The sequence below is a fragment of the Streptococcus suis YS161 genome, assembly GCF_002760245.1.
Classification (GTDB): domain Bacteria; phylum Bacillota; class Bacilli; order Lactobacillales; family Streptococcaceae; genus Streptococcus; species Streptococcus suis_I.
Window position 1 is genome coordinate 1 of record NZ_ASCA01000006.1, and the last position, 21,128, is coordinate 21,128.

The following is a 21,128-nucleotide window of genomic DNA, read 5'->3' on the forward strand; positions in this document are numbered from 1 at the left end:
TTAGACGTCGCTGGAGAGAAACGGCTTATAGCCGGTGTACAAGCCACCCGTTTTCACGGGTGGTTATGACTAATATTTTGAGAGCATTTCATACTCAACGAAAATCAAAAGTAGCCTAGGAAACGAAGTCGAAGATAGAACTGGAGTTCATCAAGGCAAGTTGACAACGGATAATTTTGATTTTTGAAGAGTATCAACTTCTGCCAAGAATCAATTACTACCTTGATGACTTCTCAAAATCATTCCCCAACTTCATTTCTCACACATTGCAAGGCCGCACCGATAACCTGGTGCATATCGTAGTAACGATAATGACCAAGACGCCCACCAAAAATAACATTTTCTTGCTGCTCTGCAAGGCGCTTGTAGGTCGTATAGAGTTTGTTGTTGCGATCATTATTGACTGGATAGTATGGCTCATCGCCTCGTTTCCAGGTCTTCGAATACTCACGAGTAATTATGGTTTTATCTTGTGTACCGAATTCGAAATGTTTGTGTTCGATGATTCGAGTATAGGGTGTCTCGCTATCTGTATAGTTGACAACCGCGTTCCCTTGATAGTTTTCCATATCCAACACTTCTGTCTCAAATCGAAGGCTACGATATTCCAATTCACCAAGTTGGTAATCAAAAAACTCGTCAATCATTCCTGTAAAGACAATCTTCGGATAGGTAGCTAAATAGTCTTCCTTATTGGCAAAGAAATCAACATTTGTCTCTACATCGATATTTTCATGATCCAACATTTTTTCAACAATCTGCGTGTAACCGCCGATTGGAATACCTTGATAAGTATCGTTAAAGTAGTTATTATCATAAGTCAAACGAACAGGCAAGCGACGGATGATGAAGGCAGGTAACTCCGTACACGGCTTTTCCCATTGTTTCTCGGTGTAGGACTTGATCAATTTTTCATAGATGTCTGTACCAACTAGTGAGATGGCTTGCTCTTCCAAGTTCTCAGGTGTTTTACCACCCAAGACAGCACGCTGTTCAGCAATTTTTTCCTCAGCTTCTGCAGGTGTCACCACACCCCACAGCTTGTTAAAGGTATTCATGTTGAATGGAAGATTGTAAATCTCACCCTTGTAGTTAGCGACTGGTGTGTTTGTGTAGCGGTTGAACTCCGCAAACTGATTCACATAATCCCAAATTTCTTTTTCGGAAGTATGAAAGATATGTGCACCATACTCATGAACTTGGATACCTTCTACTTCTTTGGTATAGATGTTACCTGCAATGTGGTCTCGTTTTTCGATAACCTTTATTTTTTTACCCTTTTTAGCTGCCTCATGAGCAAAGACCGCACCGAACAGCCCTGCACCAACAACTAAGTAGTCGTAATGTTTCATATATTTTTTGTTTTCTCCTAAAATTTCTTCATTCTCACTGGTACTTAATCTCCCATTTCGCACTCTCTCGAAATGAATAAGTCACTTATTATGTATCTGATTTACGTAAGCAAGGGAAGACCTGTCGAGTTCTCTCCCATTCCTGAAGTTCCTAATAATATTCTAGCATGGTAAAAGGATTTTTTCCAATGTCTATTAAATGATGACGAATTGTATCAGAATAATTTACAAAAATACCTTATTTTGTTTAACATAAGGTAGAAAAGACATGCATTTTTCAGACGAACAGCCCCAATCAAAAAAAGTACCAATTTCAGCAATCTTTCCAATCAACTGGACATACCATTCCTTTTGAAAGAAAGATTTCGATTGTTGTATACTAAAATATTTGCTAGAATAAATTGAATATTATTGATATTTAAGAAAGGTGTATATGCAAATTCATAGTAACTTCCCAAACAAATTCGCAGGAATCAGAAAAAAATTACAGCAACTATCCAAAATGAACAATAAACTGGAAAATCAAGTAGCATTTGATGGTCATTCATATCTATCGACTATTGATAACGAAAAAAAGAAATTCGAAAATTTGTCTCCATTAGATTATAATATTTATCTCAAACAAGGGGAAGACACAATAGAAAGTAATTATTATAGTAGTTACTGCGAAATGATTGACTACGCCTTTAAAGACCCATCTATTCAAAATGTATGTATAAGCGGAAACTTTGGTACTGGAAAAAGTTCCATCATTCAAAGCTATTTTTCAGGAAAAAATCAGAAAAAATTTAAACCAATCTTTATCTCTTTGGCTCATTTTTCAACTTTAGCTGGCAACCAACTGAATAGTCAACAAGAATCGAAGAACAATACTATTGACAATATCCTTGAAATGAAGATAGTCAATCAGCTAGCACATCAAATTAACCCTCAGAGAATTCCAAAAGCAAACATCATCTCGAAGAAAAATACTCATCCATTTATGAGTTGGATAGCTGCACTCTCAATCCTCTTTTTTATTATTTATCTAAAATATATTCTCCCAATAATGGAAGATAAAATTACTTATACTTTATATAACTTCCCGCCAAAAATAGATGTGCTTGATTTGTTTCTAATTGGAATCTCCATTACAACACTATTTCTTCTGGTTAGATTTATGTATCAGTCAATCCAACTAATAAACTCTGGTAAACTATTTGCTAAATTTTCTGTCAGTACTTTAGGTACTACAATTAATCTCGAACAAACTGACCTAACTTCCATCTCCTATTTTGATCATTTTTTATCAGATGTTATATATATGTTTGATTATTCTGGTGCTGAGGTTGTTATATTTGAAGACCTTGATAGGTATAGTGACCACTCTATATTTGAAAAGCTGAGAGAAATCAACACCATCGTAAACTACAAACGAAAAGAACGCAAAAAGAACAAAATAGTATTTTTCTACTTAATCGGTGACAATGTCTTTCTAGGTAATACAGATAAACAAGAAGATATGAATGAAGAACTTCATACAGTTGTTCACCCATTAAACACTGGAAGAATAAAACATCACTCTCCAATTACAGAAAAAACAAAATTTTTCGATTTCATTATTCCAATAGTTCCTGTATTCAATTCTTCCAATGCTTATGAATACTTGAGTACAATGCTTGAAAATAATCCTCCTGAATTTGATGCGGAATTCGATGATTTCTTATATGAAATCTCATTATTTATTGATGATTTTAGAGTCTTAAAAAATATTGTAAATGAATATAACATTTATAAACGCATCCACCAGATTCCTTATCCAGACGATATCAATCAACATGATAAAAAACATCTCGATAATAAGAAACTACTTTCGCTCATTATCTATAAACACATAGAAATGGAAGATTTTAATATGTTAACAAAGAATTCAGGTAAACTTTTTGAAGAACTTAACAAATAAATCGAGGCAATAAAATGAATAACCTACTAAATTACATAACTAAAAACAAATTGATAGATAACTCCTATAATGACTATCTTATCAGATACAGTGGCAAAGGTTTATCTATAAATGACCGAGATTATATACGAAATATATATGCTGGAAACATTCAGGATGAACTAAAGGTTCATCGAAAAATAGATAACCCTCGCGAAGTTTTAGCAAGACTAAACAAGAAGTATCTTGGGAGCGATGCTTTTTTCAATGACAGTATGTATAATTACTTGGAAGGTATGCTATATGATGACGACATTCAAAATATAGGAAAAATACACAACTACTTTAAAGATATCGTACTTTCAAAAGAAGATGGCAGAGTCAATATTCATTTAAGAAATGCTTATTTTATCATATTGAAAAATCTTAGCCAGAATGATGACGAAATTAGTATACTTGATTCACCAGCATTTCTCCAGTTAAAAAGCTGGATATATTATAGAAATTCAGAACTATTACAAAATACAACAGATCCATCAACAAAATTATTACTCTATCTTGTTGGTGATGACGACTTTAACGATCTATTTGATAGCCTAGAGGAACTGAACTCCTCTATTGATTGGGTTTCCAAAAAATATATATCAACAATCAGCCCATCAAAAATATTACCGACAGTTTAGATTTATTTGCTGCAAGCATGCCATTTGAACCGGATAAATATTACTTTTTCTCTAAACTAGTAAAAAATAGATTGATTCACATTAATAAAAACAATTTATTAGCAATGTTTAACACTACTGAGATCTATTATGAATTAAAGGACAATGACTATTTTCCAATTTCGCATGATTTCCCTAAAATCTTAGAAATTAATAATCTTATTGATTACTTGCAGTTTGAAGCTAGTAAAGAAATATATAGGAACTATCTACATGAAATTGTGGAAGTCTATATAGAATCAAGTAAATTTGATTTTGATGACCTAGTGGGTACTGTTGCAACAATCACCCCCATCACAGCAAATATAGATAATCTACTAATGCTTTACAATTTACTAGAAGGTAGTGATAATCAAAGCTATATCATTCGATTATCAGATATTAATCTTGCTTGGAGTATCCTTTTGGAAGAATGTCCTATTCCATTAAATAGCGATAAGGAAAAAGAACAATTTTTACAAGCGGTGAGAGAGCGAATCTATATGCCTGATCTCATTGCAAAATTAAATGAAATTACACCCTCATCGAATAATGTAAAAAAAATATTATCCGTGATACATACAAATCAAGTTTTAACTATCCCATTAGACAGGATTGAAAACCAAGATGTAAAAAATACTATACTTGAATACCAACAAACTATTAAAATCTAAAACATCATTGATCTCATTTCATCCAATCGTGAACTCACAAAGCACACTGCAAACCAGTTACAATACGAAAATCTCATCAGAATTAACATCGAAAATATCCCTACAGACAAAATGGAAAGATATAAATATATTCTAAAAAACAAGCTACAGTACTTATCTGATCCTCAAAAGCAACAAGAGTTGACAACTATTATTGATTGAAAAAGGCTCCAAAGTCCTGTCGACTCTGGAACCTTTTTCTATTTATGTGCTTTCTTAACTTTTCCGAATCAAAATCGTATCGTTTTGCCGTTTACAAAAGACTCAGAATGATACTACTTTCAGATATACTTATAGAGCTCAAGGAATATTAACAAATGTCTTCTTCAGTATCTAGAATAGAGATAACATTTTCTGTTAAGCCTTCCTGCAATATTTTAATTTGATTCTCCTCTAATAATTTTTGGATTCCATAAACGTGTAATAAATACTGAGGAAAGGCACTGAGTAATATTACTTCCGAGGTTGGTTGGTTGATAAATTTATTAAACTGATTAATAAATACTTCCTTGGAGTCTATCGAAGCATCCATAGACTCAATATCAATCCCTAAAAATTTTAATATGTGACTTGTATAATCAATTAAATAATTCCATATAAGAAAGGAATCTAACATTCTAGTCTGAATTGCACCATTCTTACGAATAAAACTCTTACATACATCTTTAAAGTGTACTGGCGAAAAAATTGGAAATGTGTAGAAAGAAACACTTTGGTCAGTAATAAATTTTTCATGGAAATATTGATTCGCTTCCGCCATTGGATAACTTAAAAATAGTTTACCATTCTCCGTCTCATCATCAAATGTATCAAACATACTTTCAAGTTGACTTTTTATTTCAAAGAAATCTGACTCAGGAGTATGGTGGTGCATGTCTAAATCAAAGAAAAGATAGATTAAGGAAAAATCCTCACTTGAATATGGGAATTTTTCCCCTTCTTTTTCCCTAATAAGATCTACAATTTGTACAAACTGATATTTTATGAGATCTTGATATAGAACATAGATATTAGTAGAATAAATAGTTATTTCATATTCAATTATGGGATTTTTCTGGATGTTATTCTGAAATTTACAAACTGACCTAACTAAATTTCTATCTGGATTTTTTCCTTCAGTTATAAACAAAATCTTTTTAACCATTATTAAAAAATCCTGTTCGATACATTTTTTCTATATTTTGGGTTTTTCTAATAATCATATCAGTACGATTTGTTAAATTTGAAATTTCGTTACTATCAATGATGTAGTAACAATCTGGTCGCAATAAATTATTAGACATATTTGTTGTATTATGTGAAGTAATAATTGTTTGTATATTAGGGTTTTCAATTAATTTTTTAATAACTTTTCTTGACACATCATTGTGAAAATAAGCATCAAATTCATCCATAAAAACAAATTGTACTCCCTTTTCAAATGATAAGTACCAGTAAAAGAATAGGGTCAATGAACGTGTACCTTTGGACATGAGCCCTTGAAAATCAGCTGTCTTTCCTGAACTAAATTTAGCATAAATACGCTTTTCACCATCAACATCCTTTTCAATTAAATCATAATCAATTCCAAGATCTCTTAAAAAAGAATTGTAGTTTTTCAGATTGCCAGACTCTATAATGGAAGATGCAATATTTTCAGCTCCAGTCTTATATCCCCTATATCGGTTTCCATCTAAAGAATCGAAGGAAAGCATATTATTGACAAACTTCATCATTTTAAGAAACAGTTTTGAATTTATATCTGTTTCTGATTTTAATGCAGAATTAGAGCGAATATATTTTACAATAGACAAATCACTAATAGAAAAATCAAAAATTAAGTTCTCTGTTCCTTGTAAATTTACAATAATATTGTCAGTATCTAAATCAGCATCAATAATCACCTCATTATTGATGAATAATTTTTCCTCAACTAATTTACGAAAACCCGCTTTTTTATATGTGTACTTTAATTCATCCTGTCCAAATTGAAATACGTATTCAAACTCAGCACTATCTTCATTAGAATCCAAATTCAAATAATGCCTATCATACTCCTCAGCTCTGATATGCTTGTCTGTCAAATGAGAAACAATATCCATAAGTGCTAAACCTAGATTCGTTTTACCACTTGCATTATCACCATAAATCAATGAATTTTTAATAATTCCGTTTTCAACACCTTCTAAATTATATTCATAATTTCCTGCTGTTAAATTGAAATGTAGTTCATTTTTGAAGTTTCTAAATCCTTTAACTTTGAATGATTTAATCATAGCTTACTCCTTTAGTGTAATTTTTTTACACCAATTTAATCATACTAGATTTATATGATAATGTCAACGAAACCATAAGAACCTTGTACAAATGAAGATAAAGAAAATGCATGTAGCTGATTTCTAGCTACATGCATTTTGGAAGAAGACCAAGAGGTCCTCTCTAAATATTTGCTGCCATCTACCCATTGCGGTTGACAAAGTGCCGACTTTTTCAATGAGCCTACAATAGTCTTTTTCTAAGTGTTAGCTGATAACAACTCACTACAATTAACAAACAGTATCTAAGCGTTGAATTTTATTTACTTTTTCATTTTCAAATTCAACTAAAAAACTATCAATGAGTTCTATTTTTTTAAAATCAGAAGAAATCAATTCCTGCTTAATTTCTACCAAGAAAACATTTTGAGCGTTTTGGAATATTCTAACTCCCTTGTCATCCCATTCTGAAAAGAAATTACTACCTTTTATTTGCTCATAATATTGTACCAATGACTCTAATGCTGTTGTGCTGCATATTTTGTTAAGTCCACTAGTACGTACGTCAGTATTAGTATATGCGAATTGAAAAGTTGATTTAATTTTTGATTCTTTTGAAGGTTCCGATTTCGATAAAATGAATATCCAACCATAACCAACAAGAAGAGCCAAAATAGGTCCAAACACAGCAATAATAAAAAGCCACGGATTTGTATCGATTTTCAATTCAAGTAAAAGTAGTCCACTATAGTATTTAGCAAACTTTGGGAACAAAGCATTAATAAAGATACCATAAATAGCCTGCATAAAATAGAAAAATTTTATAAATGTAACACGTTTCTCTATTTTATCATGATTGAATGTCTCAATACCATTATAATTTAATAGAGGCTTAAAAAGCTTAATATCCAGTAAACTAGTAAATAATAGGGTAAACAATGTCCTAAAAACATCTGAAACTAGCCATGATACAGAAACTAAGCCAATCGCCAAACTAAACGTATAAATAACAACAGCAATTAAAAACCTTTTCATTTCAACACCTCATAGAATATTAACATCCTCATGCTATCAAAGATATATATCTATGTCAAGCACTAACTCAAATCCTATTCAATTCATACGCGTGCGTCTCCCTACCACATATAACAAATGAGTTTTGGTGACGATGGAACTTTATGATATTTACTTTAAAATCAATAGAAAAGTACTTTGGTTGAATGGACTTGTAACAAGGTAAGAGAGAATCAAACCCTTGATGTATGTCTGTTTTCCCGCAGACCAAGTATCCTTGACCTAAATCACTGAGTCGGATGGTCATAGTGCAGTACCTTATCCAAGATTGTTTCTAATATTTTTGGGTTGATAGAGTGAAAGAATGTGACTTCCACTTTTCCGAGACGAATTTTCATCAGAATATCGTTTCTGCCTTTCTTCTCAACGCGGCGAGATTGGGGAACAGTCAATGGGACAATGGGGTGTGACATAATAAATCCTCCAGTTTTGTTTTTCTAACAGTATACAGGAGGAGGGAGTGATTGGGTAGGTACTTTGTTATGGGGCGGTTACCTTCACAGTTATATCTAATATACTAAAAAAACGTTACAGAGTATAATTTACTTCGGAACGTTTTCTATGTACTCCGTCTTTGGGCAGTTATTAAGTAAACAAAACAAATAGAATCTAAATCAACTACCTTCATTAAACGAGCAAGTGCAATCATATGCTGTCATTGTTTGCCTATTGACTAAGGGTAAAAAATAGTAATCAATAAATGAAATTATTTTTAAAGATCAATCACACAAACTCAACTATGTCTCATCTAATGCCATTTTCTTCAAATGTACACTATGCTTCATATAACTTCTATCTGCATATATGACTACAATTTCTGCAGTACATTCAGTCTGATTAGAAGTCCAATCTGGTCGAACCGACCAAATCACTTTTACTCCCAATGGTAAATCCTGAAAATTTTCAATTACCTCCTCGGGTTTTATCTCTTCATCATGAAAAAGCGTAATACTCTCTCTAAAAATGGGCTCTGAATTTTTTAACTCACCATATAATTTTTCTGAAGTATGATTAAATAGTATTTGAATTTTACCTAAAATTTCTCTTCTTATGTTTGCAATCCAGTTGATAGAACTCTTAAGGATGGTTAGTAAAAATACCATCAGTACTATCCGTTCTATACCTGTAATCAACAAATCTGGTAAAGGGATTTGAGGACTAATGTACGTTAGAAAAGGCTTTAATAATTTTGAGTCATTAATAATGATAATAATCAAATAAACAATTACAATTGCTATATTAACCTGGAATTTCATTTTTATTTCATTACTATGTCCTCTATTTGTAATCAATTTCTTTTCTATACTTTGTTGCTCATCTACCGTGAAATTATTTGAAAGATAGACTATGTCCTTCGATAATATTTGATTGACTATAACAAAAATCAGTGCTACAAATACCCAATTATCTTTGCTAAAAAAGCCTATCAAGAACAATATTAAAGTAAGCAAAATAGTGTTCCAATAATTCAAATTCACCATTTTTAGCAAGTAGTTAACGGAATATCCAATCAGAGCAACTACTGAACTCAAGATGAAAAAGGAAATAAGCAAGCCTGTTAGAGCATCTTTTCCAATAGGTATAATCAATACCAATAATATCATGCAAAATATCCACAAATTTAACCAGCTAATAAAATAATACCACTTAGTCCATTCAGAAAACTGCCGACTTCTGAACCACTTCCTAAATAGATCAATTGAATTTTTGTTCACCCAAATTGCTTTATCCACATTTTTATTATCTCTACACTTTACTACAAAAAATAGAATTAAATTGAGGAGCGGTAATATCAGACTAATGATGACCGACTTCATATTTAGCGTATAATTGTTAATGAAAATATTAAATGCATGGATTGCAAAAATAGTCGCTATTACAATTAACGATATGAAAAAATCTCTTTTCTTAGCTACTTTCTCAGCAGGTATTAATTTATCAAAGTGAATAAAGACCAGTTTATTCTCCTTTGGATTGTAGTAAAAGTCAAAATTAAATCTATGGCCATTCAAACTTTGTTCATGACCATTTTTGTAAGTGTCGTATATAATATTCTTCGATTTATTATTCGATTGACTTTGGGAATTCAAATGTCCAATAATGTCTTGTACCAATCTTTGAAGTGATTCTAGAAACGATTCCTTACTGATAAAGCTATTTCTCATCAGCTCCTCAACATCAAGAAAAAAGCTATCCTTAATTGCTACTGTAATCTTATCACTATAATTAACAAGCAATTCATTAACTTCATCTCGCAAAGATTTATTATTCATCCTTATTGCTCCTTTTTCAGATTATTATCAGTAATCTGCTTTAATAACAACTTCAAAAAATATCATCATGGTAATAGGTTAATTTTACATACTCGAAACCAAATGTTCAACGAAACAAATACAAGAAATAAACAAATGATCCGTTTACAGCATACCGGTAGTTCATAAAGCATCGATACTCAAGTCGAAATTCGTTAACTAATTATCAGCATCTAATCTCTTCTAAAAATATCTCGTGTATAAACCTTATCCCGCACATCGTCCAAAGAACTATCATAACGATTGGCTACAATGGCTTGACATTGAGACTTGAACTTCTTCAAATCATTGACAATTTTAGAACCAAAGAAGGTTGAAGCGTCCTCTAGAGTTGGTTCAAAAATAATAACTTTTGCACCTTTGGCTTTCAATCGTTTCATGACACCTTGAATGGAACTCTGTCTAAAGTTATCCGAGTTGCTCTTCATCGTTAAACGGTAAACACCAACAGTAATTTCTTTTTCTTGCTGACGAGAGTAGCTATCATGTTCAGAGTAATCATAATAACCAGCCATTTTCAGCACCTGATCGGCAATGAAATCTTTCCTTGTTTTATTGGCTTCAACAATGGCCGTCATCATATTCTGCGGAACATCATTGTAATTTGCCAATAACTGCTTGGTGTCTTTTGGCAGACAGTAACCACCATAACCAAAAGAGGGGTTATTGTAGTGGTCACCAATACGTGGATCTAAGCCAACACCCTTGATAATCGATTCTGTATTTAGTCCTTTTAACTCCGCATAGGTATCTAATTCATTGAAGTAAGAAACACGCAAGGCCAAATAAGTATTGGCAAAAAGCTTAACTGCTTCAGCTTCTGTAGACCCCATGTGCAACACTTCTATATCTTTCTTCAGAGCTCCCTCTTGTAGAAGAGAAGCAAATAACTTCGAACCTTCTGCAACCGAAGCTGGTGCACCATCTTCACAAGATACAATAATCCGTGATGGATAAAGATTATCATAAAGTGCTTTTGACTCTCTCAGAAATTCAGGACTAAAAATAATATTTTCCGTACCAAATTTTTCGCGCATAGATTGAGTAAAACCAACAGGAATCGTTGATTTGATAACCATTAAGGCCTGAGGATTGATTGATAATACTGTTTGTATAACTGATTCCACATGACTAGTGTCAAAGTAGTTCTTAGCACTATCATAGTTAGTTGGAGCAGCAATTACAACAATTTCTGCCTCTTTGTAGGCTTTTTCTGCATCAAGTGTTGCTACTAAATTCAAGTCCATTTCCGCAAGATATTTCTCTATATAATCATCCTGAATCGGAGACTTCTTACCGTTAATTAAATCAACTTTTTCTTGGATAATATCTACAGCGGTAACTTGATGATGCTGTGCTAATAAGACAGCGATAGAAAGACCAACATAACCTGTTCCTGCAACGGCAATTTTATGTTTTAAATTATTCACTTTCATATCTCCAAATCTATCTACTTAAAAAATTATTTATTCTATTTACAAATGATTGATATATATCAATTACCCAATAGTTCCTCAGTACTAATTGAGTTACAAAATATACAATAATAGTTAGTACAACTGAAGTTAAAAGTAATAATATTTTATCCAAGATAACCATCTTTAATAAAGAAATAACTACAATAATAGAAAGTGATCCAAATAAAATACTAAAAACAAAATTTTTCGAATAATAAAACTTGATATTTTTGTTAATAAATGGAATACATATCAGTAAACCAACCAATTGTGAAAAAGCTGTTGTATATGCTGCGGCAATAAATCCAAATTTAGGAATTAGTAAAAAATTAAAAATTATATTAAAAACAGCACTGATAGAACAAGCAATCAGACAAATTTTCTCCTTCCCTTCCGGCAATAACAACATATTCATTACAATCCCCCAAAAAAGAGAGAATAGTAACGAAAATGCTAAAACCTTAAGTGAATTCGATGCTGGTAAATAATCTTCACCTGCGATAACATAAATTATTTCAGAACTAAGAAAAAATATTCCGATAACAATTGGAATTCCAATACTTGATGTAAATCCTGTTACAAATTTCATAGTTGAATTAATACTACTATAATCAGAATTTTTAAATGAAGCAGATAACTTAGGCAATACAACCCAAACAATTGATGATAAAACAGTGCTCGCTATTGTATATATTTTAACAGAAGTTGAGTATAATCCAACTTCATAATCACCTCTTATAAAACCAATTATTGTGGTATCTGAATTTACAAAGATTTGCTGAGCTAATATCATCCCAAATAAAGTAATAATCGGAAATAAATGCTTAGCTAAATTTAAATTCTTTGTAAATTTAATTTGACAAAACCTTTTCCTATAAAAAAAATTAGCAATATTTCCACCACTTGAAGAAATAACCATTATAATTGCATAATTTAAATAATCATCTGGATTATGTACAAAAATAAACATTAGAATTAAAGCTAATAATTGGAAAAAAAATGTTCTAATTGTTATATATCTAAAGTCCTCTAATGCAGTATTCAACCAATCTGCTCCAATCGTTGTTAGAACAATTGTGAAACTTTGAATAATTATTAAAGATCTATATTTTTCCAAATTCGAAAATAATAATAAAGTGATTATTAAAAAAGAGTATGAAATTATCGTCGTAATTATATTGATAGAATATATCTCGCTAGCTACTTGAGAAAAATTCTTCTGATCGTTTTTATAGTAAGAAACTTCTCTAACTGCATAAGTTGTAATACCAATGGAAGCGATTAAAGCAAAATAACTTACAATTGAACTACTAAAATTGATTTTTCCAATATTATCAGCATTTAGAACTCTAGATATATAGGGGAAAGTGATTAGAGGAAAAATGATTGTAGAACAAGATTTAATAATATTGTAAACAACATTTTTTTTATAATTCTTCTCAGCCACTATCATTACCTCCTCGAAAAATTTTTGATTTTAAACGACATATTAATCTTATTATTGCTAATTTTTGAATTTTTTTTAATTCATAATAATAATTTAGTGAATCTTTGGAAGTTGAAAGATCGTAAGAACACGGCTTCTTCAAAATAATATGTGTCAAATAAAGTTGAGCTACAAACTTTTCATTCTCATTCAAAACAAATTCTCTAGTTTTACTTGAGATTCTATTTTGTAAATAAAGTTTATTAATTGCTTTCACAAATTGTACTCCAAAAGCGTAAAATACATCATACTTTCCTTTTTTTATACTAGAAGTAGGAATTTCACGCCAAAGTGTTGAATTATCAATTTGATATCTTCTTTCTTTTTTAAAATAGAAGACAAAAATTAAATGCGGGAATAAATCATATGAATTAAGCTCTGCTTGCCCTAAAATATCATCTAAATCTTCACGCCAACAAGAAACTCCTCCTGACCAAGACGAATATTTTCCTAGACCATATATAAAACTATCAAAACTACTTAAGTAATTTTCTGGTGTAGAAATTTCAGAGGTATTATTTAAGAAATACGTAATAGGTCTCTCTATTTTATTTTTTTCTACAAAATTAATTAGATTTGACAATGAACCCTCAATTAAAACAGTACGATGATTTAAAAATTTTATAAATTTACCTGATGATAGTCGAAAACCTTCAATTTGATTTTGAAATAGTGTTGCAGTCGTTTTTTTATAAATTAAATTATTATGATTTTTTGCAAACTTAATCATTAATCTCTCAAATTCAGTATTACTTCCATTATCAACTACAATAACTTCAAATAAATTTTCGTCAATAGACTGACAATATATACTATTGAGAACAGGAAAAACCCATTCAACAACTCCATTAGTTGGTATAACTAAACTAATCAAATATTCCATAAAAATATTAACTTACCTTACTTAAAATTTTTAATTATTTCCTCTACATTTTTATCATTTAGCTCAGTGTAAAACAATGATTCATATTTAAGAATATCGTCCTCAGAAATTGATGAAAAATCAAACTTCAATAATTGATCAATAACATTTTCTGAAAATCTATATTTCAAAACTCTAGCTGGATTGCCACCTACAATTGCATACGGAGGGACATCTTTTGTAACTACAGCCCCAGCTGCAATAACTGCGCCTTGTCCGATTTCAACACCTGATAGTACAATAGAACGATAGCCAAACCAAACATCGTCACCAACAATTATATCTCCTTTTGAAGTTGATTCGAATTCGATATTTTGTAAGATATTGTATTTAAATGGATATGTAGATATTAGACTTAAAGGATGATCTTTACCTAAAATAAAAATAGTTTCTGGTCCAATTGAACAAAAATTCCCAATTTTTAAGGATACTGTGGGAACATCCGAGTATACTTCAATAGGGCCATATGTTTTATTTCCAACGTGAACAATTTTTTCATTAAATAAATTTTTTGCATATGTACTATTATGGAGATTTAAAGCTTTCCACTTTTTTCTAAATTTTAACAATTTAATGAGTCTTTTAATATTCATAAATTTTATTCCTCAATTTAAATGCCGATTCTATCCAACCAATCATCTACCATTAATGCAGTTTGCCCTTCAACAAAATTACTTTTTATAAAATCTTCAGGTATTTCAAGTTTTGTATCTAAAATAAAAATATTCTCACTGTTTATAGGATAGTTAATTATTTCTTTATTTGCCGTTATAATTTTAGTTTTTGTCAAAAGTGAGTCAAAAACTCTTGTCGTAGGCCCTCTTTGTCCAAATCTCACAATGTCCAGTGTTGAAATAGATTCTAATAATATTTTTTGATACTCTTCATAACTTAACGGGACTCTATTACTAAAAAAATTAAAGTCCAAATTCTTATCATATAAATAAATATAAAAAGAATATTTTTCTTTATTATGTTCATAAAATTTTCTAATAAAATCAACACGTTTTTGATTCGCAGTTGCAATTATTGATACGTCATATTTTTTTTGAGGTAATTTTTCAAATATAATGGGTTTTGTAAAAACAGGTAAATAAGAAAAACCAAATTTTTGTGAATCTTCCAAATTATAAGTTGAAACTTGATCGAAATATTTTATATGACTGCTTTTAAATAACCAATCAAAATCATCCCAAACGTATAGAATTTTTTTTGCACTTTTATTTCGAGAAAAAAGTACTTTATAAAAATCCTCTGATAACCCATCACCATTAATAGAAAGAATAATGTCAAATTCATTGTTAATAAAATTAGGTACATTGGATTCTAATGCTCTATTTAATAATAATTCTCTATAAAAATTCCTAAAAGATTTAAAAATTTTAAAAAATAATTTAACAATAATAGGTAGATTATTATATTCATCCCTAGCATTTTTTAGAAATAAATCAGAATCCAAGTAAGCCACTGAATATTTTTTTCTTAATTCTTCAACTAATATTTCATCATACCCCATAAAATGTGGGCAAATTAATAGTGCTTTTTTCAAAATTAACTCCTATACAGTCGGACTTCGGTGATCTCTATATTTTTCTGATTGTTTGATAAAATAAAATATAAATAAATAATAAAATACGATTCTAAATGAAGGTAATGATGATACAATATACGCAATCCAATATGCAAGAGATAGAATTGCAACTTCCTTAGTTCTATATACTAATGGTATCTTAATTACCGAAGTATATATTAAAATGGCAGTAGTCACTAATCCAAAAATTCCGTGCATACTCCACTGTTCAAAAATAATTCCTTCAAATCCTAATGCAGCATTTGTAAGACCGTTTTTAACAATACTATTTCTAAATGTTTCTCCCAGACCAAAAATAGGTGATGAACTTACGATTTCCTGGATTGCTACCATTTGATTGAGACGCATTTCTAAACTACTTCCGCCAATTTCTGCTGATCTTCCTGTTGAAAATAAGTTAGTAAGTAATGCCGAATTTGAAGATATTACAATTGCGAGAATTGGTATTAACGCCATAACAACAACTAAAACTAATAATACTGACTTACGTCTTACATATCTCGAAAATTTCACTAAAATAGCACCTGCAATAATAGTAAATAATATCGGTGTTCTCATCTTAGTCAAAATGATTAGTGGGATACAAAGTATAGCTGTAATTAGAGCTAAATTCGATTGAAATTTCAACTTAGCTTTGTTGAAAAAAAGAGACAAAGTAAAAATCGAATATAAACCATATGTCATTCCAGCACCGATTGGGTGTTCAAAAAGAGAGGTTAAACGATATCCTCTCAAAGTGTATCCTTCGTAAGTTTCAATTGTATTCCCAGATAAATTTATCTTATAATCTAAAACAAAATTATTTCCCGTTACGTACTCGATAATTCCATAAATACAAGAAATGAATATTAAATATGTAGTTCCTTTGAAAATAAATGCAAAATCCTCATCTGTTTCAATAACATTCCATAGTATGTATACATAAATGTAAACACTAAATACTCTCATTAAACTCCTTGAGAATTCTGGAAATAATCCTGATAATGCAGTAAAACAAGAAAACAAATACGAAAGAATAATTAGCACAAACGGAACTGTAAATGGGAATTTGGTAGCAGGATTGAATTGATGTCTTTTAAAGAAAAATAATATTGCAAATAAAAGTGGAATTACTGAGTTTGTTCCTAAACTTACCGATCCTATGTTAAATATTACAGTTGGATACCAGATGATTTGATAAATAGTAAATAGTTGAATAGCCCTTTTGAAATCAAAAAAAGCATAAATTCCTATAACTATTGACAAAAAAGTAAATATCATACTAACCTCACTTTAAATTACTTAATAGATTTTCGCATTTATTACGTATCCGTTTTTTTTCAAAGTGAAATTCAATATCTTTTACTAATGGTATATGAATTCCAATATTCCAAAACCAACAAACAATTTCTCTAAGAATACCAAATTTTTTAGGTTTATATTTTAATAATTCTCCATCATCAAATGATAGCTTTTTATAATAACCAATCCAGTCTTTATTAAATGGATTATAGCATGGTTGTGACCATGGTTTACTAACATATTTATAGCCAACTAAATGAATCATAATTGGATTTTTTAAAGCTTGCTTAATCTCGTTTTTTGTATAGTAAGGTTCTTCCACAAAAAATTCACAAGAATCTTCCTTAAAAACTACATTTTGAGTCATCAAATTATAATTAGCAGGTAATAATGAAATCCTATCTTTTAAAACTACATTAAGTACATCTTGATCTAAATGTGGCAGGCTTCCATTCTGGTCAACAATATAGTCGATAAACTTTTGCTGAATATTCTCTAATCGCATTGCTTTTAAATCAAATAGAATTATACCACTACTGAAATAGGGAGCATCTTTACTCATTCCAGCTTGATATTTTGAAGTTGGTAAACAATCATAACATGCTGCACATATATTTGTGTTTAAATCAATTTTATATACATCTTCTAAAGAACCTTTTATTAAGGTATCACAATCGACATGTAAAACTCTATCATATTGTGGTAATAATTCTGGAAAAAAAAGTCTCACATAACATACAAATGACCAGTATGAAAGTTCTAACTCAATAGGAATTTTATTTTCCATATTTTTTCCATTAACAAATTTAATACTCCGATTAAATCTGTTTATCAAACTAGTTAATTGAGCAATACTTTTTTCACTCAAACCACAATCAACAATAATAATATTTAATTCTGACGCTTCAATATTTGACTCTAACAAAGACAATATTGACACACTTGCAATTGTAGCGTAACCTTCATCGAATGTATATACGATATTCACAATTAATCTCCCTAAAAATACTTAATAATTTTCTGATAAAAATTTTGCTGTTGCAGCAATACCTTCTCTTAAATCTCGGTGTGGTTTTTCTCCAAATGCTTCAATATATCTTGTCATATCCAAGAAATTAATAGGAACATCAACACTTCTACTTTCTTTAAATGAAAGATCTAACTTTACTTTTAATTCATCTTGAATAATGTCTAAGATTTCCATAATACTGGTTCCATAACCAGATCCTAAATTGAAAATTTTATGCTCAGAATATTCGTTTGCAATTGTAATAATACCTTTTATAGCATCGTCAATATAAATATAGTCTCTAATTACACTACCATCACCATAAACTGTTATTTCATCACCTGTGATAGCCTTATATGTAAATGTTGTCACTGCACCTAAAACACCATTTGGCCTTTGGTAAGGACCATAAGGATTTGCCAATCTTACAATTTTGTATTCCAATCCATACATATAATTATATAAATAAAGTAATTTTTCAATCATAACTTTTTGTACCCCATATGATGATATTGGGGCGGTATTTGTTTCCTCAACTAATGGACATTTACCTTCTTTACCGTAAACGGTCCCACCTGAAGAAATAAAAATTACTTTTTTTACATTATTTCTAACACACGCTTCAAGAAAATTTGAAGTAAATAATACATTTGATTCAATATCTTGAGTAATATGTTGGTTAGACGTTGATGGTACTACAGAACTTACAAGATGGTATACTACTTCTTGATTTTTAACAATTTCATCAAAATCGATATTGTTATCCAAAGATGATTCAATAATTGAAACATTATCTCTTTCGGATAATTTTGGCAGTTGAAAATAGTCTCTATTTTTATCAACCAATGTTAGATGATTGTTTTTTGACTTCATTAATTCCAATGTAAGGTTAGTTCCTATGAAACCAGCTGCCCCTAATATTAACACATTCATAACTTTACCCCCTAATTTTATGCTACTTTACAGATAAGCTTTGTTTTCAAATTCAATAATTTTTTGTTAACTTATTACTCTCTTTAATTCATTGATAATATTTTCTTCATAATATTTTTCTGCTGTTTGTTGTGCATTCTTACAGATTTTATCGTAATCCTGAGAGGATAAGGTTCTTAATTTGTATATTGTTTCCGCAAGTTTTACTTCTGAACCTACCGTAAACTTAAATCCATTGTAACCATCATTTATGTAGTACTTTGGAGCAGCAAAATCGCTAGTGATTACTGGGGTTCCACAAGCCATTGCTTCAAGCGCAACTAAACCTAAGCTTTCACCTTCTCTTTTAGTTGGAAAAACAAGGTAATCAATTAAATTAAAAAATTCTCCCAATTCATTTTGTGGTAAGAGCTTATTGATAAAAATAAAATTTTCCGTTAGCCGTTTTGATTCTACACATTCCTTCAATAAGTCTGATTGATACCCATCTCCTAAAATTATATAAATATTTTCATCATTATACTTACTATTTAACAAATCAATTGCATTTAAAAACGTATCCCATCCCTTACCTTCACTAATTCTTCCACTGAAGCCAAAAATTTTTTTATCACCTTTTAATTTTAGAATATTTTTAAACATAGTATTTTCAATTCCTACATTTGTATTAAAAAAATTAGAGTCAATACCAGCGGACGGATATATTTCAATTTTTGAACTATTAATTAAGTATTTTTCTGATACATAATCACGAAAATATTCACTTGGAACAATGATTTTATCACTTATTGATAAAATTTTTTTAGTGACTTTTTGAAGTTTTTGTTGTTTATTATTTTCTGGAACAACATCACTTCCATGTACATTAACTAATATCTTTTTGTTTATAAATGGTCTAGCAATAAGTACAGGAATGCTGCTATGAGAGGCATAATGAATATAAATTAAATCATACTTATAAAACAAAATTTTAATAATAGTTCTGAGATAGAATAATAAATAATAAATTACTTTTACTATTTTAGAATCTGACTTTGTCATAACTGACAGCGAATAAGAAATTCCTATTTTGTTTAACTGATTACAAAATTTTTTAACGAATATTCCATATGATGGATATTTCTCACTAGGAAACATGTTAGATATAACTAAAATTTTCAAATTAATTCCTCGTATTTATAAAAAAATCAATACTATCTATTATAGTTGTCGTATTCGATTTATAGAGTACAATTTTCTTATTAAGTGCTTTATCAATAGCTTCTTTTAGATCTCTGACATCATAACATCCTACAATCAAATCGCTTTTTTCAAACTCTTCAATTATCTCTGTTTGATGTTCATCAATATGTTCTCCATATTTTGGTAATCGGGGCACAGCAATTACTCTTTTGCTTTTTTTTAATGCACCAACAATTGCACCCGTTCCTCCATGTGTAATAATTAAATCAGATTTATTCGAAAGTTCTTGAAACTCTTCTCTACTCAAAAAATTTTTATATTCGAAGTTCTTTGGTATATAGTCACTATAGCCAGTTTGAGCAAAAATATCATTAGAAATTTTCAAATTCTCAACCAACTTATCAACTTCCTCAAGCAATCTATTAAATTGAAATTTTTGTGATCCTAAAGTAATAAATATCATTATCTTCTCCTTTTCTAATAAATTCCACCTAAAAAGATGGCCTCTGGATAGTGTTTCAACATCGGTTCCCACTGAACATAGAACTGATCTGCAAATTTATACATTAATTTCCCAGTCAAAGTAGGTGAGCTCACCTTTGCAAACGACTCAATATAAATTATTTTCTTACCAAACAACTTTGCAATTAAACTTATTGGAATCGTTGCTAAAACACCAGTTGAAATTACAAAATCTGGTCGCTCCTTAAGAAAAATGTAAAATGAACTTGCACTTATTTTTAATAATTTCAAAATCAAAAGTTTTTCACTTCTATTAATCTGAGATACTGTGTAACTCCGTATGTTTTCCAGATCAATATTGTAGTTTGTCTTCTCGGTAATGACAAAACTATCATACTTTTCCATTAAAGGCATTAACATCATCAATTGTTCGAAATGACCTCCAGTTGATGCTGTAAAACAAACTTTAGTTTTCTTACTTATACCATTCATATCTAT

The 21,128-nt window shown here is 30.1% G+C and carries 20 protein-coding genes; 3 read left to right on the plus strand and 17 right to left on the minus strand.

Going from position 1 to position 21,128, the window contains the following annotated elements:
* Nucleotides 1–239: 239 nt before the first annotated feature.
* Nucleotides 240–1,352, minus strand: a complete 1,113-nt coding sequence (glf, locus tag SST111_RS00385) for a UDP-galactopyranose mutase (protein ID WP_099809626.1) — start codon at nt 1,350–1,352, stop codon at nt 240–242.
* 433 nt (nt 1,353–1,785) lie between these two features.
* Here glf and SST111_RS00390 point away from each other — a divergent pair, with 433 nt between their 5' ends.
* The 3 genes from SST111_RS00390 to SST111_RS00400 are packed head-to-tail and all read left to right on the plus strand — an operon-like array spanning nt 1,786 to nt 4,648.
* On the plus strand, nt 1,786–3,294 hold the full coding sequence (locus SST111_RS00390; protein WP_099809627.1) for a YobI family P-loop NTPase: 1,509 nt from the start codon (nt 1,786–1,788) through the stop codon (nt 3,292–3,294).
* Between the two features lie 14 nt (nt 3,295–3,308).
* Nucleotides 3,309–3,956 carry a hypothetical protein gene (locus SST111_RS00395; protein ID WP_099809628.1) on the plus strand — a complete coding sequence of 216 codons (648 nt, stop codon included), beginning with the start codon at nt 3,309–3,311 and terminating at the stop codon, nt 3,954–3,956.
* A gap of 17 nt (nt 3,957–3,973) precedes the next feature.
* Nucleotides 3,974–4,648, plus strand: coding sequence for a hypothetical protein (locus SST111_RS00400; protein ID WP_142350739.1), 675 nt, complete (start codon nt 3,974–3,976; stop codon nt 4,646–4,648).
* 349 nt (nt 4,649–4,997) lie between these two features.
* Here SST111_RS00400 and SST111_RS00405 read toward each other — a convergent pair whose 3' ends face one another.
* The 16 genes from SST111_RS00405 to pssD all read right to left on the minus strand — a co-directional run bounded on the left by SST111_RS00405 (nt 4,998) and on the right by pssD (nt 21,122).
* On the minus strand, nt 4,998–5,831 hold the full coding sequence (locus SST111_RS00405; protein ID WP_099809630.1) for a hypothetical protein: 834 nt from the start codon (nt 5,829–5,831) through the stop codon (nt 4,998–5,000).
* On the minus strand, nt 5,824–6,942 hold the full coding sequence (locus SST111_RS00410) for an AAA family ATPase (RefSeq protein WP_099809631.1): 1,119 nt from the start codon (nt 6,940–6,942) through the stop codon (nt 5,824–5,826). The genes SST111_RS00405 and SST111_RS00410 overlap by 8 nt, the downstream gene beginning before the upstream one ends.
* Before the next feature lie 270 nt (nt 6,943–7,212).
* Nucleotides 7,213–7,956, minus strand: coding sequence for a hypothetical protein (locus tag SST111_RS00415; RefSeq protein ID WP_099809632.1), 744 nt, complete (start codon nt 7,954–7,956; stop codon nt 7,213–7,215).
* Nucleotides 7,957–8,222: 266 nt separating this feature from the next.
* Nucleotides 8,223–8,408 (minus strand): hypothetical protein, encoded by a 186-nt coding sequence (locus SST111_RS00425; RefSeq protein WP_099809633.1) that lies wholly within the window; start codon nt 8,406–8,408, stop codon nt 8,223–8,225.
* A gap of 324 nt (nt 8,409–8,732) precedes the next feature.
* Nucleotides 8,733–10,268: a Rib/alpha-like domain-containing protein gene (locus SST111_RS00430; protein WP_099809634.1), complete on the minus strand. Its 1,536-nt coding sequence runs from the start codon at nt 10,266–10,268 to the stop codon at nt 8,733–8,735.
* 212 nt (nt 10,269–10,480) lie between these two features.
* On the minus strand, nt 10,481–11,743 hold the full coding sequence (locus SST111_RS00435; protein WP_099809635.1) for a nucleotide sugar dehydrogenase: 1,263 nt from the start codon (nt 11,741–11,743) through the stop codon (nt 10,481–10,483).
* A 10-nt stretch (nt 11,744–11,753) separates the two neighbouring features.
* Nucleotides 11,754–13,211: a flippase gene (locus tag SST111_RS00440; RefSeq protein WP_180274002.1), complete on the minus strand. Its 1,458-nt coding sequence runs from the start codon at nt 13,209–13,211 to the stop codon at nt 11,754–11,756.
* Complete coding sequence (locus SST111_RS00445) at nt 13,204–14,133, minus strand: glycosyltransferase (RefSeq protein WP_099809637.1); 930 nt, start codon at nt 14,131–14,133, stop codon at nt 13,204–13,206. The genes SST111_RS00440 and SST111_RS00445 overlap by 8 nt, the downstream gene beginning before the upstream one ends.
* 17 nt (nt 14,134–14,150) lie before the next feature.
* Nucleotides 14,151–14,765: a CatB-related O-acetyltransferase gene (locus SST111_RS12520; protein WP_099809638.1), complete on the minus strand. Its 615-nt coding sequence runs from the start codon at nt 14,763–14,765 to the stop codon at nt 14,151–14,153.
* Nucleotides 14,766–14,782: 17 nt separating this feature from the next.
* Nucleotides 14,783–15,721 carry a hypothetical protein gene (locus tag SST111_RS00455; RefSeq protein WP_099809639.1) on the minus strand — a complete coding sequence of 313 codons (939 nt, stop codon included), beginning with the start codon at nt 15,719–15,721 and terminating at the stop codon, nt 14,783–14,785.
* A gap of 9 nt (nt 15,722–15,730) precedes the next feature.
* The gene (locus SST111_RS00460) at nt 15,731–17,023 is read right to left on the minus strand and encodes an O-antigen ligase family protein (protein WP_099809640.1); all 1,293 of its coding nucleotides are present in this window, start codon (nt 17,021–17,023) and stop codon (nt 15,731–15,733) included.
* 7 nt (nt 17,024–17,030) lie between these two features.
* Nucleotides 17,031–18,032 (minus strand): glycosyltransferase family 8 protein, encoded by a 1,002-nt coding sequence (locus SST111_RS00465; RefSeq protein WP_180274003.1) that lies wholly within the window; start codon nt 18,030–18,032, stop codon nt 17,031–17,033.
* A gap of 21 nt (nt 18,033–18,053) precedes the next feature.
* Nucleotides 18,054–18,986: an NAD-dependent epimerase/dehydratase family protein gene (locus SST111_RS00470; RefSeq protein ID WP_099809642.1), complete on the minus strand. Its 933-nt coding sequence runs from the start codon at nt 18,984–18,986 to the stop codon at nt 18,054–18,056.
* A gap of 66 nt (nt 18,987–19,052) precedes the next feature.
* Entirely contained in the window at nt 19,053–20,147 is a 1,095-nt protein-coding gene (locus SST111_RS00475) for a glycosyltransferase family 4 protein (RefSeq protein WP_099809643.1), read from the minus strand.
* Between the two features lies 1 nt (nt 20,148).
* Nucleotides 20,149–20,631, minus strand: coding sequence for a PssE/Cps14G family polysaccharide biosynthesis glycosyltransferase (gene pssE / locus SST111_RS00480; protein WP_099809644.1), 483 nt, complete (start codon nt 20,629–20,631; stop codon nt 20,149–20,151).
* 14 nt (nt 20,632–20,645) lie between these two features.
* Nucleotides 20,646–21,122, minus strand: coding sequence for a PssD/Cps14F family polysaccharide biosynthesis glycosyltransferase (gene pssD, locus SST111_RS00485; RefSeq protein ID WP_099809645.1), 477 nt, complete (start codon nt 21,120–21,122; stop codon nt 20,646–20,648).
* Nucleotides 21,123–21,128: the final 6 nt, after the last annotated feature.

Coding starts and splice junctions, on each gene's coding strand:
- glf (WP_099809626.1), bottom strand. CDS start 1,352: ATGAAACATTACGACTACTTAGTTGTTGGTGCAGGGCTGTTCGGTGCG.
- SST111_RS00390 (WP_099809627.1), top strand. CDS start 1,786: ATGCAAATTCATAGTAACTTCCCAAACAAATTCGCAGGAATCAGAAAA.
- SST111_RS00395 (WP_099809628.1), top strand. CDS start 3,309: ATGAATAACCTACTAAATTACATAACTAAAAACAAATTGATAGATAAC.
- SST111_RS00400 (WP_142350739.1), top strand. CDS start 3,974: ATGCCATTTGAACCGGATAAATATTACTTTTTCTCTAAACTAGTAAAA.
- SST111_RS00405 (WP_099809630.1), bottom strand. CDS start 5,831: ATGGTTAAAAAGATTTTGTTTATAACTGAAGGAAAAAATCCAGATAGA.
- SST111_RS00410 (WP_099809631.1), bottom strand. CDS start 6,942: ATGATTAAATCATTCAAAGTTAAAGGATTTAGAAACTTCAAAAATGAA.
- SST111_RS00415 (WP_099809632.1), bottom strand. CDS start 7,956: ATGAAAAGGTTTTTAATTGCTGTTGTTATTTATACGTTTAGTTTGGCG.
- SST111_RS00425 (WP_099809633.1), bottom strand. CDS start 8,408: ATGTCACACCCCATTGTCCCATTGACTGTTCCCCAATCTCGCCGCGTT.
- SST111_RS00430 (WP_099809634.1), bottom strand. CDS start 10,268: ATGAATAATAAATCTTTGCGAGATGAAGTTAATGAATTGCTTGTTAAT.
- SST111_RS00435 (WP_099809635.1), bottom strand. CDS start 11,743: ATGAAAGTGAATAATTTAAAACATAAAATTGCCGTTGCAGGAACAGGT.
- SST111_RS00445 (WP_099809637.1), bottom strand. CDS start 14,133: ATGGAATATTTGATTAGTTTAGTTATACCAACTAATGGAGTTGTTGAA.
- SST111_RS12520 (WP_099809638.1), bottom strand. CDS start 14,765: ATGAATATTAAAAGACTCATTAAATTGTTAAAATTTAGAAAAAAGTGG.
- SST111_RS00460 (WP_099809640.1), bottom strand. CDS start 17,023: ATGATATTTACTTTTTTGTCAATAGTTATAGGAATTTATGCTTTTTTT.
- SST111_RS00470 (WP_099809642.1), bottom strand. CDS start 18,986: ATGAATGTGTTAATATTAGGGGCAGCTGGTTTCATAGGAACTAACCTT.
- pssE (WP_099809644.1), bottom strand. CDS start 20,631: ATGATATTTATTACTTTAGGATCACAAAAATTTCAATTTAATAGATTG.
- pssD (WP_099809645.1), bottom strand. CDS start 21,122: ATGAATGGTATAAGTAAGAAAACTAAAGTTTGTTTTACAGCATCAACT.